Origin of the sequence: Streptomyces sp. NBC_01166 (assembly GCF_045039765.1) — a bacterium.
Taxonomy (GTDB): Bacteria; Actinomycetota; Actinomycetes; order Streptomycetales; family Streptomycetaceae; genus Streptomyces.
In genome coordinates this window covers 3,811,523-3,823,692 of sequence record NZ_CP108613.1, presented here as the reverse complement: position 1 = coordinate 3,823,692, position 12,170 = coordinate 3,811,523, and the positions used below count along the sequence as shown (strand labels likewise).

Genomic DNA, 12,170 nt, shown 5'->3' with positions numbered 1-12,170 from the left:
CGGCCAGGCCGCGGTCTCAACGGCTCAGGACGGTCTCCTGCTCCATGCGTGACAGCTTCTCGGGGTTGCGCACGGCGTAGAGGCCGGTGATGAGGCCGTCGTCGATGCGTACCGTCACCACGGTGTCGAGCGCGCCGTCGAGCCTGATGACCAGCGCCGGGCGGGCGTTGACGTGTGCCGTCCGCAGCGACAGCGCGGTGGCCTTGCCCAGCCCGCCGATCAGCAGCCGGGCCACCTTGTCGGCCCCCACGACGGGCCGGAGGACGGCCTGCTTGACTCCTCCGCCGTCCCCGAGGAGGACGGCGTCCGGGGCGAGGACGTCGAGGAGGCCCTGCAGATCGCCCGTTTCCACGGCGCGCTTGAACGCGTCGAGCGCGCCCCGGGTCTCGGCGGGGGAGACGGTCCCGCGCGGGCGGCGCGCCGCGACGTGGGACCGTGCCCGGTGAGCGATCTGGCGGACCGCGGCGGGGGTCTTGCCCACGGCTTCGGCGATCTCCTCGTAATCGAGGGCGAACACCTCGCGCAGCACGAACACCGCCCGCTCGGCCGGTGTGAGCGTCTCCATCACCAGCAGCATCGCCATCGAGACACTGTCGGCCAGCTCGACGTCGTCCGCCACGTCGGGCGTGGTGAGCAGCGGCTCGGGCAGCCAGGTACCGACGTAGGACTCCTTGCGGCGGCCGAGCGTGCGCAGCCGGCCGAGTGCCTGCCGCGTGGCGATCCGGACGAGGTACGCCCGGGGGTCCCGCACCGTGCCGAGGTCGACGTCCGCCCACCGCAGCCAGGTCTCCTGGAGGGCGTCCTCCGCGTCGGCGGCGGAGCCGAGCATCTCGTAGGCGACGGTGAACAGCAGATTGCGGTGGGCGACGAACGCCTCGGTCGCGGGGTCGGGGCGCCCCTCACCGGTGGGCTGCCCGGCCGTGTCGCTGGTGTGTGCTCGTTCGCTCTCCACCGGCTGCTCCTGCCTGTTCGCTGTCGACGGTTCCACGCGCACAAGACGCCGGCGGCCGTCGCTCTGTGACATCGGTGAGCGGTGATGCAGGTCACAGAGGTGTCCCGTCACAGGGGGCGCGTCGGCGGCATCTCGTGTTCGTCCGAGTGCACGACCACGAGTGAGGACGACGTCATGGACGCACGGTTCAACCTTTTCGAGAACGAGATCGGTATGAAGTTCGCCAAGCGGTTCGCCGGCACGGGCCTGGTGGTCCAGCAGTCGGCGCTGCCGAAGGCCACGCAGGAGCTGGTGTCGCTGCGCGTCAGCCAGATCAACGGCTGCGGGCACTGCATCGACATGCACGTCAAGGAGGCGGCGGCCGCCGGGGAGACCGCGGTCCGGCTCCATCTGGTCGCCGCCTGGCGCGAGTCCACCGTGTTCACCGAGGCCGAGCAGGCGGCGCTGGCGCTCGCCGAGGAGGGCACGCGGCTCGCCGACGCCCAGCCGGGTGTGTCCGACGAGACCTGGGCCCAGGTGCGCAAGCACTACGACGACGACCAGGTCGCCGCGCTGATCTCCCTCGTCGCCCTGATGAACGCGGCCAACAGGCTCGCCGTGATCACGCACCAGAAGGGGGGCTCCTACGAGCCCGGTGCCTTCGCCGCCGCGTTCGGCTGACCGGCGGGAACGCGCACGGGCCCGGCCGGGATCACTCGATCCCGGCCGGGCCCGTGCGGCGGCCGAAGGGTCAGAGGCGCTCGGGCGTCCTGATGCCGAGCAGCTTCATGCCCTGGTGCAGGGTGCGGGCGGTGAGCTCCACGAGGAACAGCCGGTTCTCGACGACCTCCGGAGCGTTCTCGTCGCTGAGCACCTGGCACTGGTCGTAGAACGTGGTGAGGTGCGAGGCCAGCTGGTAGAGGTACGCGGCCAGCTTGTGCGGCTCGTACCCCGCGGCCACCTCGTCCAGGACCGCGCCGAACTGGTCCAGGTGCAGGCCCAGAGCACGCTCGGCCGGGGCCAGGTCCAGCTCAGGGTGTGCTGCCGGCTTCGCGTCGCCCGCCTTGCGCAGGATGGAGCGGATCCGGGCGTACGCGTACTGGAGGTACACCGAGGTGTCGCCGTTGAGCGACACCATCTGGTCCAGGTCGAACTTGTAGTCCCGCACGGCGGAGGTCGACAGGTCGGCGTACTTCACGGCGCCGACACCGACGTAGCGGCCGTTCTCGACGATCTCGTCCTCGGAGAGGCCCACCTTCTCGGCCTTCTCCCGGACCACCGCGGTGGCCCGCTCCACGGCCTCGTCGAGGAGGTCCTCCAGCCGGACGGTGGTGCCCTCACGGGTCTTGAACGGCTTGCCGTCCTTACCGAGGACCGTGCCGAAGGCCAGGTGGTGCGCCTTGACGTCCTCGTTCAGCCAGCCGGCGCGGCGGGCCGTCTCGAAGACCATCTTGAAGTGCAGGGACTGCCGGGCGTCCACGACGTAGAGGAGGGTGTCGACCTTGAGGTTCTGCACCCGGTCCCGGATCGCGGAGAGGTCGGTGGCCGCGTAGCCGTATCCGCCGTTGGTCTTCTTGACGATCAGCGGGACCGGGTTGCCGTCCGGGCCCTTCACGTCGTCGAAGAACACGCAGAGCGCGCCGTCGGAGCGGACGGCGACGCCCGTCTCCTCCAGGATCCGGCAGGTCTCCTCGAGCATGTCGTTGTAGCCGGACTCGCCCACGATGTCGGGGTCGTCGATCTCCATGTCGAGCTTGTCGAAGACCGAGTAGAAGTAGATCTTCGACTCGTCGACGAAACGCTGCCAGTGCGCCAGTGTCTCGGGGTCACCGGCCTGGAGGGCCACCACCCGGTCACGGGAGCGCGCCTTGAACTCCTCGTCGGAGTCGAACAGGACCCGCGACGCCTTGTAGACGCGGTTCAGCGACGACATCGCGGCCTCGCCGTCCGCCTTGTCGCCCTCGTGCTTCAGCTCGTCCGGGTGCTCGAAGAGGTACTGGATGAGCATGCCGAACTGGGTGCCCCAGTCGCCGATGTGGTGGCGCCGGACGACGTTCTCGCCGGTGAACTCCAGGATCTGGACCATCGCGTCACCGATGACCGCCGACCGCAGGTGGCCGACGTGCATCTCCTTGGCCACGTTCGGCTGGGCGTAGTCGATCACGGTCGTGCCCGGGGCGGCCTTCAGCGGGACGCCGAGCCGGTCGCCGTCGGCGGCCCTCGCGGCGAGCGTGCTGATGATCGCCCGGTCGGTGAGCGTGACGTTGAGGAAGCCGGGGCCGGACACCTCGATGTCCTTGATCAGCTCACCCGCCGGGAGGGTCGCGGTGACCTTGGAGGCCAGCTCACGCGGGTTGCCCTTGAGCTTCTTGGCGAGTGCGAGGATCCCGTTGGCCTGGAAGTCGGCCCGGTCGCTTCGGCGCAGCAGCGGGTCCGCGGTGCCGGCATCCGGCAGCGCTGCCGTCAGGGCGTCCGCCAGCTGCTGCTGGAGCGTGGAAGCGAGGGAAGGGACCGAAGCCATGAGCCGGCTGCCGTTTCCGTAGGAGACAAAGGATCAGTCCAGTATCCCACGGGGTGTAAAGCCGTTTTCGCGCTACGGGTGGTACCTGGGAGAATGGGGGTGCCCCTCATGGGGGACGCCCCTACGAGTCCTACACGAGAGAAGGACGTGCCGACCGTGGCTTCGAGTCAGAGCAGCACCGAGACCGACTGGGTCTCCCGCTTCGCGGACGATGTCATCGCCGAATCGGAGCGACGTGCGCCTGGCAAACCGGTCGTCGTCGCGTCCGGGCTCTCCCCGTCGGGCCCGATCCACCTGGGCAACCTCCGCGAGGTCATGACCCCGCACCTGGTCGCCGACGAGATCCGCCGCCGCGGGTACACCGTGCGCCACCTGATCTCGTGGGACGACTACGACCGCTACCGCAAGGTGCCGAACGGTGTCGAGGGGGTCGACGACTCCTGGCAGGAGCACATCGGCAAGCCGCTGACCTCGGTACCCGCCCCGGCCGGGTCGGCGTACCCGAACTGGGCCGAGCACTTCAAGGCCGCGATGACCGCGGCGCTGGACGAACTCGGCGTGGAGTACGACGGCATCAGCCAGACCGAGCAGTACACGGCCGGCACCTACCGCGAGCAGGTCCTGCACGCGATGAAGCACCGGGCCGACATCGACGCCGTCCTGGACCGCTACCGCACCAAGAAGGACGGCGCGGCGGGTGCCAAGGGCGGCGGCAAGAAGCCGCAGCAGAAGAAGGTCGACGAGGCCGAGCTGGAGGCCGCGGAGGGCTCCGGCGCGGCGGACGAGGACGACGGCAGCTCGAACGCCGCCGGCTACTTCCCGTACAAGCCCTACTGCGGCAACTGCGAGAAGGACCTCACCGTCGTCACCGCGTACGACGACGACACGACCGAGCTGAACTACACCTGCTCGGCCTGTGGCTTCGCCGAGACGGTCCGGCTCAACGAGTTCAACCGCGGCAAGCTGGTCTGGAAGGTCGACTGGCCGATGCGCTGGGCCTACGAGGGCGTGATCTTCGAGCCCAGCGGCGTGGACCACTCCTCGCCGGGCTCCTCCTTCGTCGTCGGCGGCCAGATCGTGCGCGAGGTCTTCGACGGCGTCCAGCCGATCGGGCCGATGTACGCGTTCGTCGGGATCTCGGGCATGGCGAAGATGTCCTCCAGCAAGGGCGGCGTGCCGACCCCGGCCGACGCGCTGAAGATCATGGAGGCGCCGCTGCTGCGCTGGCTGTACGCGCGCCGCAGGCCGAACCAGTCCTTCAAGATCGCCTTCGACCAGGAGATCCAGCGTCTGTACGACGAGTGGGACTCGCTGGCCCGCAAGGTGGCCGACGGCACGGTGCTGCCCGCCGACGCCGCCGCCTACGCCCGGGCCATCGGCACGGCCGCCGGGGAGCTGCCCAGCACCCCGCGCCCGCTGCCGTACCGCACGCTCGCCTCGGTCGCCGACATCACCGCCGGCGCCGAGGACCAGACGCTGCGCATCCTCAGCGAGCTCGACCCCGAGAACCCGCTGACCTCGCTGGACGAGGCACGGCCCCGGCTCGACCGCGCCGAGAACTGGATCACCACCCAGGTGCCGGCCGAGGCCCGCACCATCGTCCGTGACGAGCCGGACAAGGAGCTGCTGGGCTCCCTGGACGAGCAGGGCCGCGAGTCGCTGCGGCTGCTGCTGGAAGGTCTCGACTCGCACTGGTCGCTGGACGGCCTGACCACGCTCGTCTACGGGGTGCCGAAGGTGCTGGAGGGTCTGGCGCCGGACGCCAAGCCGACGCCCGAACTGAAGGTCGCCCAGCGCTCCTTCTTCGCGCTGCTGTACCGGCTGCTCGTCGGCCGGGACACCGGGCCGCGCCTGCCCACGCTCCTCCTGGCGGTGGGGGCGGACCGGGTGCGGACGCTGCTCGGCGCGTGACGCCATACGCCTGAAAAGGGTCGCCGCCCGGACATGTCCGGGCGGCGACCCTTTTCCGCAGCGTCTCGGCGCCGGCAACCGTGGGCCGGGCCGAGCCAGGCTCTCAGGCGCTCTGGTCGGCTGTCGACTGCGCCGGGATGTAAGCCTGCTTGAAGTCCGGCATCAGGCGCAGGAGCAGCTCCCGCGAGCGGGGGTGGCGGACGTTACGCGTGTCGGAGAGGTGTATGTCCAGGATCTCCGCGGTCGGGAACTGGCCCTCCTGGTCCGTGTACGCGCTGTACACCTCGAAGGCCAGGTCGGCGAACTCGGCGTCTTCCTGGGACCACTCCTCCAGCTGCGGAGCGTCCTCGGGGTCGAGGACCTCGCCCGTCTCGGTGGCTTGAGGCTGCGGGGCAGCCTGGGGACGGCCCTCGGGGGCTTCGCGGCGCGGGTGCGGCACGGCGCCGATCGTGCCCACGTTGCCGAGCGGGCGGGTCCGGCCGGGGCCCGAGGGGATCATCACCGGGGTGGGGTCCATGCCCTCGTCGTACCCCGGGTCGTAGGCACCCTCGTACGCCTCGTCCAGCACCTTCGGGGCGGCGAACCAGGGGCTGTCGTGCGAGCCGGGGTCCTCCTGGGGGTACTGCTGCTGGGCTTGCTGGTGCTGCTCCTGGTGCTGCTCCTCGTACGCGTCGTAGGCGTCGTACGTGTCGTACGGGGCGGGCCGTTCCTGCGGCTGCGGGGCGTACGGGAGTTGGGGGTGCTGCTGCTCGGTCTCCACGGCTGCCGGGGCGGGCGGCAGCAGGGCCGGCTCGATGCCTGCGGCGGCGAGCCCGGCCGGGGCGGTCTCGGCGAGCGGGACGCCGTACTTCGCCAGGCGCAGCGGCATCATCGACTCGACGGGTGCCTTGCGCCGCCAGTTGCGGCCGAAGCGGGCCTGGAGGCGGGCCTGGTAGATCAGCCGGTCCTGTTCGAGCTTGATGACCTGCTCGTAACTGCGCAGCTCCCACAGCTTCATCCGGCGCCACAGCTTGAAGGTGGGCACCGGGGAGAGCAGCCAGCGGGTGAGGCGGACGCCCTCCATGTGCTTGTCGGCCGTGATGTCCGCGATCCGGCCGACCGCGTGCCGTGCGGCCTCGACGGCGACGACGAACAGGATGGGGATCACCGCGTGCATGCCGGTGCCCAGCGGGTCGGGCCAGGCGGCGGCGCCGTTGAAGGCGATCGTCGCCGCGGTCAGCAGCCAGGCGGTCTGACGCAGCAGTGGGAAGGGGATGCGCATCCACGTCAGCAGCAGGTCCAGCGCGAGCAGGACGCAGATGCCCGCGTCGATGCCGATCGGGAAGACGACGGAGAACTCGCCGAAGCCCTTTTCCTCCGCGAGTTCGCGCACGGCGGCGTACGAGCCCGCGAAACCGATCGCGGCGATGAGCACGGCCCCGGCGACGACGACCCCGATGAGCACGCGGTGTGTGCGTGTCAGCTGCATGGCGGCCACCCGCGAATCCCCTCCCGACTTCGATGAACCGGTTCCACTTCGGCACCCGGCGCGCGCACAGCCTGGCACATGCCGACCGGGCGTGCTGCGTGGGGAGGGGGCGTAGCCCGGTACTCACGGGAGCACCGGGCTACGTCAAGGCGCCTCCGGGCAGGGGAGTTGGCGCTCCTGCCGGGCTCAGGTCACGACTTGTCGACGGCCTTGGAGGACGACTTCGAGGGCGACTTGGAGGGCGACTTCGCGGACGTCTTCGCGGACGACTTGGACGACGGGGAGGACGATGCCTTGGCGGAGGGGGAGGCCGAGGACTTCCCCGCTCCGGCGTCGTCGCCGACCGCGGCGACGGCTTCCTCGGCGGCCTTCTGGGCGTCCTTGAGGATGTCGGCGGCGGAGGGCGTCTTGGCGCCGGCGAACCCGGCCCCGTTGTAGGTGACGCTGACGACGACGTTCCCCGTGCGGGCGACGATCGTCGCGTACTCGAAGTCCTCGCTCGACTTGTTCAGCCCGTACGTGACGGAGGTGGCCTGCTCACCGATGCCGCTGGCGGGCTTGGCCGAGGCCTTCTTGGCGCCCTCGGTCGCCTGTGCCTTGGAGACCTGCTTGGTGTACTCGTCCGTCGCGCGCTTGGCGCCGCTGCCCAGGGACTGGTCCGAGTCGAAGCGGGTGAAGCCGACGTCGAGCCAGCGGTACTGCGAGCCCTTGACGCCGTTGTCGTCCAGGCCGTTCCAGGAGCAGCTGCCACGGCTCGCGGTGTCGCTGGACTTGCCCGGGGTGCCGCCCTTGGTCTTGGCCTTCGGAACCAGGTCCTCGATCGTCTTCTTCCCGATCGAGGTGCAGGCGTCGGGCAGCGTGGTGAACTTCGCGGGCTCGACGGTGGGCTCGGACTTCTTCGCACTCGGAGAGGCCGAGGAGGCGGAGCCCTTCGCGTCGTCGGAGTCCGACGAGCAGCCGGCGACGACGAGCATCACCGGAACGGCGGCGCAGGCGAGTATGCGGGACAGTCGCGGGGCTGATCGGTGCATGGTTCCTTCACTCGGACGGCACGGCGGTCTCGGTCGTGCGGGTGGTCGGGCGGTACGCCGGTCGCTGCGTCGGTTCGCTGCGTCGGGCGGTGTGTCTCGCGGCATGTCGGTCGGGGGCCACGGTACGACGGACGGCGACCGGATGCCGCCTTCGGCCCGAGGCCCGGGGGTGCGCCCCGAGCCCCGGCCGGAGGCCGTCGGGGCCTGGTCAGTCGCTGAGGGCCTCGTCCAGTTTCCGGGCCAGGGCCTGGGCCTTCTCCTGCAGTTCCCTGCTGTCGGGAACCTCGGTGGCGCGGGCCGGCTGCTCCGTGTAGTGGACGGTCACGATGACGTTCGATGTGCGGAATACCACGCTCACGGTGCGGAGCTGCGCGGTGGAACCGGCCCGGGTGAGAGCGTCGTCCAGGAACGCGGCGTCCCCGAGCTCGTCGAGCAGCCGCGGCCGGAGGTCCTCGTCGGGGTCGGCCCCGGTGGTGCTGCCCGACGGGTCGGCGGAGGGCGAGGCGGACGACGAGCCGCCCGGGGAGCCGGACGGTGTGCCGCCGGGCGACGCGGAGGCCGATCCGCTGGGCGTCTCGCTGGGGGTGGCACCTGCCGATGTGGTGGGGAGGGCGGCGGCGTCCTGCTGCTTCGCGTACACGTCCCGGGCGCGGTCGTCGTCGCTCACGGCGGGGTCGTACGACACGACGCGCTCGAAGTCGATGGACAGATTCCGGGAGGCGTCCGGGGCGTCCGACTTCCAGCGGCAGCCGACCTTGCGGTCGGTGTCGTAGGTGACGGCGGCCGTGCCCTCGTACACCTTCTCCTGCTGGTCCTCGGGCAGTCCGGCGGCGCCGGGCAGCAGGTCCTTGAGCGTGGAGAGCGGTACCGCCCGGCAGGATTCGGGCAGCGTCCGGTACTTCCCGGGAGGCGCGGCCGTGACCGTCGGGCTGCCGGGCTTGCTGTCGGCGGCGGGGTCGTCGGCGTCGGAGCCGGCGCTGCAGCCGGCGACGAGCGCCACGAGAAGCGCGACGCCGGGTACGTACGCCATGTGTCGCACGGTCCCAGGCTCCCTTCGGTACGAAAACGGGTTGCCGCTCGATAGCGGCCGATGGACACAATGTGTATCGCACGCGCCGCTGTGAATGCCGGTCGGCCGACCTGTATGCCGACCTAGGCACCGGTTTTGCGCTTTCAGTCTTTTCGGGGGAATCGAGGGGTTATGTCGTATGTAGAGGTACCGGGGGCGCAGGTTCCCATCCGCATGTGGGCGGATCCGGCGTCGGTGGAGGACGTCGCGATGCAGCAGCTGCGGAACGTGTCCACACTGCCCTGGATCAAGGGCCTCGCGGTCATGCCGGACGTCCACTTCGGCAAGGGCGCGACCGTAGGCTCGGTGATCGCGATGCACGGCGCGGTCTGCCCCGCCGCGGTGGGCGTGGACATCGGCTGCGGGATGTCGGCAGTGAGGACGTCGCTCACGGCCAACGACCTGCCGGGAGACCTCTCGCGGCTGCGGTCGAAGATCGAGCAGGCGATCCCGGTCGGCCGGGGGATGCATGACGACACGGTCGACCCGGGCAAGCTCCACGGCTTCCCGACGAGCGGCTGGGACGACTTCTGGTCGCGGTTCGACGGGATCGCCGAGGCGGTCAAATTCCGTCAGGAGCGCGCCACGAAGCAGATGGGAACGCTCGGATCGGGCAATCACTTCATCGAGTTCTGTCTCGACGAGGCCGGATCTGTGTGGCTGATGCTGCACTCCGGCTCCCGGAACATCGGCAAGGAGCTCGCCGACTTCCACATCGGACAGGCTCAGAAGCTTCCGCACAACCAGGGCCTCGTCGACCGTGACCTGGCGGTCTTCATCGCCGAGACCCCGCAGATGGCGGCGTACCGCAACGATCTGTTCTGGGCGCAGGAGTACGCCAAGTACAACCGCTCGATCATGATGGGCCTTTTCCAGGACGTGGTCCGGAAGGAATTCAAGAAGGCCAGGGTCACGTTCGAGCCGGTCATCTCGTGCCACCACAACTACGTGGCGGAGGAGCGGTACGACGGCATGGACCTGCTGGTCACCCGGAAGGGCGCGATCCGTGCGGGCTCGGGGGAGTTCGGGATCATCCCCGGCTCCATGGGGACCGGCTCGTACATCGTGAAGGGGCTCGGGAACGCGAAGTCGTTCAACTCCGCCTCGCACGGCGCGGGCCGGCGGATGAGCAGGAACGCGGCCAAGCGGAAGTTCTCCACGCAGGATCTCGAGGACCAGACGCGGGGCGTGGAGTGCCGGAAGGACTCCGGTGTGGTGGACGAGATCCCTGCGGCGTACAAGCCGATCGAGCAGGTCATCGACCAGCAGCGGGACCTGGTCGAGGTCGTCGCGAAGCTGAAGCAGGTCGTGTGCGTGAAGGGCTGAGACGGGGCCGGCCGTGCGCCGGCCCCGTCCCGCCGGGCCGAGAGGAGGTCACGGGGTGCGGTGCACCTTGGAGTTGGAGGCCTGGGCCCGGGGGCGGACCACCAGCAGGTCGATGTTGACATGGCTGGGCCGGGTGACGGCCCAGGTGATCGTGTCGGCCACGTCGTCGGCGGAGAGCGGGGCGTCGACGCCCGCGTAGACCTTGGCGGCCTTCTCGGTGTCGCCGCGGAAGCGGGTGGTGGCGAACTCCTCGGTCTTGACCATGCCGGGCGCGACCTCGATCACCCGGACCGGGGTGCCGACGATCTCCAGCCGGAGGGTCTCCGCCAGCACGTGCTCGCCGTGCTTGGCCGCGACGTAACCGCCACCGCCCTCGTACGTGGAGAGACCGGCCGTCGACGAGAGGATCACGACGGTGCCGTCGCCGCTCGCGGTGAGGGCGGGGAGCAGGGCCTGGGTGACGTTGAGCGTGCCGATGACATTCGTCTCGTACATCTGGCGCCAGTCGGCGGGGTCGCCCGTGGCGACGGGGTCGGCCCCCAGTGCTCCGCCGGCGTTGTTGACCAGGACGGCCAGGGACCGGAACGCGGTGGCGAACTCGTCGACCGCCGCGCGGTCGGTGACGTCCAGGGTGTAGGCCGTCGCCTGGTGGCCCGCTTCGGTGAGCTCGGCGGCCAGTGCCTCTATGCGGTCCTTGCGGCGTGCGGTGAGCACCACGCGGTATCCGGCCGCGGCCAGCTGCCTGGCGGTCGCGGCGCCGATGCCGCTGCTCGCGCCGGTGATGACGGCGATGGGGGTGGCGGCCATGGGAACTCCTCGGGCAGCTGATCGATACGGGGCCAGGATAGGCGTGGGCGTCCGGCCCGGGTTCAGCGGTTTGCGGCTTCAGTGGTTGCGGGGGGCGTACATGATCAACGCCATGCCGGCCAGGCAGATCAGTGCGCCGGTCACGTCCCAGCGGTCCGGGCGGTAGCCGTCGGCGACCATGCCCCAGGCGATCGAACCGGCGACGAACACCCCGCCGTACGCCGCGAGGATCCGGCCGAAGTCCCCGTCCGGCTGGAGCGTGGCCACGAAACCGTAGGCGCCGAGGGCGATGACACCCGCGCCGATCCAGATCCAGCCGCGGTGCTCACGCACGCCCTGCCAGACGAGCCAGGCGCCCCCGATCTCGAAGAGAGCGGCCACGACGAAGAGGGCGACGGAACGGGCGACGAGCATGGGGCCAGCGTGTCATGCGGGGACGAGGCCGTGCGCGTGGAGGCCCGGCCGGCGGTGTCGGCGGCGGTGAGTGGGCCGTGAGGGTGGGCCGTGCGAGTGGGGCAGGCGCGGCGAACGAGTCCGTATACAGGGGTGATTAGCCGCCTGTCGGTAGGTTCGGCGGATGCGAGTGACGCGTAGAGCAGTACTGAACGTGCCCGCCGTGACGGCGATGGTGGCGGCTGTGGTGCTGGGGCCGTGGCTCTCCGCCGTGGCCGAGCCGGCGCCGCGAGGGATCGCGCCGGAGGCGGACGTGTCCCACCACGGACGCGTCTCTCTCCAGGAGGAGCGGATCGGGATCCAGCTGCGGACCGGGAACCGGGGGCCGTCGCCACTCGACGACGCCACCGTGCGGCTGCGCTTCTCCGTGCCGCTCGCGCCCTGGCAGAGGCTGCCCCAAGGCTGTCTGCGCAGCGACAGCCGGACGGTGTTGTGCGGGACCGGTCCGCTGCGCGTGGCCGCGGAGGCGAGGCGCACCGCCCTCGGCCTGCGCCTCACGAGCCGGCCGGCCGAGGTCGTGGTGCGGGTGGACACCCTGTGGAACGGCGGCGCGAGCGACCGGAACCGGCGGAACGATACGCATGAGGTGCTGGCCCTTTCCACAGGTGACGCGTACGCCTTCTGAGGCGGGGGCGGGGACCGTCCGGGGCCGG

General features: G+C 70.6%; 11 protein-coding genes. 4 read left to right on the top strand and 7 right to left on the bottom strand.

All coding sequences use genetic code 11. From position 1 onward, the window contains the following. Window positions 1-16 precede the first annotated feature (16 nt). Complete coding sequence (locus OG379_RS17455) at window positions 17-994, bottom strand: RNA polymerase sigma-70 factor (RefSeq protein WP_405668552.1); 978 nt, start codon at window positions 992-994, stop codon at window positions 17-19. A gap of 132 nt (window positions 995-1,126) precedes the next feature. On the opposite strand from OG379_RS17455, the gene OG379_RS17450 reads away from it, so the two are divergent. Beyond that, window positions 1,127-1,612 carry a carboxymuconolactone decarboxylase family protein gene (locus OG379_RS17450; RefSeq protein ID WP_401522351.1) on the top strand — a complete coding sequence of 162 codons (486 nt, stop codon included), beginning with the start codon at window positions 1,127-1,129 and terminating at the stop codon, window positions 1,610-1,612. Between the two features lie 70 nt (window positions 1,613-1,682). On the opposite strand, the gene argS is transcribed toward OG379_RS17450, so the two are convergent. Continuing rightward, window positions 1,683-3,452, bottom strand: a complete 1,770-nt coding sequence (gene argS / locus OG379_RS17445; protein WP_405663831.1) for an arginine--tRNA ligase — start codon at window positions 3,450-3,452, stop codon at window positions 1,683-1,685. A 147-nt stretch (window positions 3,453-3,599) separates the two neighbouring features. Here argS and lysS point away from each other — a divergent pair, with 147 nt between their 5' ends. Then, the gene (gene lysS / locus OG379_RS17440; protein ID WP_405663828.1) at window positions 3,600-5,363 is read left to right on the top strand and encodes a lysine--tRNA ligase; all 1,764 of its coding nucleotides are present in this window, start codon (window positions 3,600-3,602) and stop codon (window positions 5,361-5,363) included. A gap of 103 nt (window positions 5,364-5,466) precedes the next feature. Here the strand turns inward: lysS and OG379_RS17435 are convergent, their stop codons facing one another. From OG379_RS17435 to OG379_RS17425, 3 genes are all read right to left on the bottom strand, one after another. Continuing rightward, a complete protein-coding gene (locus OG379_RS17435; RefSeq protein ID WP_405663825.1) occupies window positions 5,467-6,840 on the bottom strand; it encodes a DUF2637 domain-containing protein in 1,374 nt (457 codons plus the stop codon). A 182-nt stretch (window positions 6,841-7,022) separates the two neighbouring features. Continuing rightward, window positions 7,023-7,862 carry a DUF3558 domain-containing protein gene (locus tag OG379_RS17430; RefSeq protein ID WP_405663822.1) on the bottom strand — a complete coding sequence of 280 codons (840 nt, stop codon included), beginning with the start codon at window positions 7,860-7,862 and terminating at the stop codon, window positions 7,023-7,025. A 208-nt stretch (window positions 7,863-8,070) separates the two neighbouring features. Then, window positions 8,071-8,892: a DUF3558 domain-containing protein gene (locus OG379_RS17425; RefSeq protein ID WP_405663819.1), complete on the bottom strand. Its 822-nt coding sequence runs from the start codon at window positions 8,890-8,892 to the stop codon at window positions 8,071-8,073. Window positions 8,893-9,063: 171 nt separating this feature from the next. Here OG379_RS17425 and OG379_RS17420 point away from each other — a divergent pair, with 171 nt between their 5' ends. After that, window positions 9,064-10,257, top strand: coding sequence for an RtcB family protein (locus tag OG379_RS17420; RefSeq protein ID WP_405663816.1), 1,194 nt, complete (start codon window positions 9,064-9,066; stop codon window positions 10,255-10,257). Window positions 10,258-10,305: 48 nt separating this feature from the next. Here OG379_RS17420 and OG379_RS17415 read toward each other — a convergent pair whose 3' ends face one another. Both OG379_RS17415 and OG379_RS17410 read right to left on the bottom strand, forming a co-directional pair. After that, window positions 10,306-11,064 carry an SDR family NAD(P)-dependent oxidoreductase gene (locus OG379_RS17415; protein ID WP_405663813.1) on the bottom strand — a complete coding sequence of 253 codons (759 nt, stop codon included), beginning with the start codon at window positions 11,062-11,064 and terminating at the stop codon, window positions 10,306-10,308. A 78-nt stretch (window positions 11,065-11,142) separates the two neighbouring features. Beyond that, window positions 11,143-11,478, bottom strand: coding sequence for a YnfA family protein (locus OG379_RS17410; RefSeq protein ID WP_099177679.1), 336 nt, complete (start codon window positions 11,476-11,478; stop codon window positions 11,143-11,145). Between the two features lie 163 nt (window positions 11,479-11,641). On the opposite strand from OG379_RS17410, the gene OG379_RS17405 reads away from it, so the two are divergent. Then, window positions 11,642-12,142 carry a hypothetical protein gene (locus tag OG379_RS17405; protein WP_405663811.1) on the top strand — a complete coding sequence of 167 codons (501 nt, stop codon included), beginning with the start codon at window positions 11,642-11,644 and terminating at the stop codon, window positions 12,140-12,142. Window positions 12,143-12,170 lie beyond the last annotated feature (28 nt).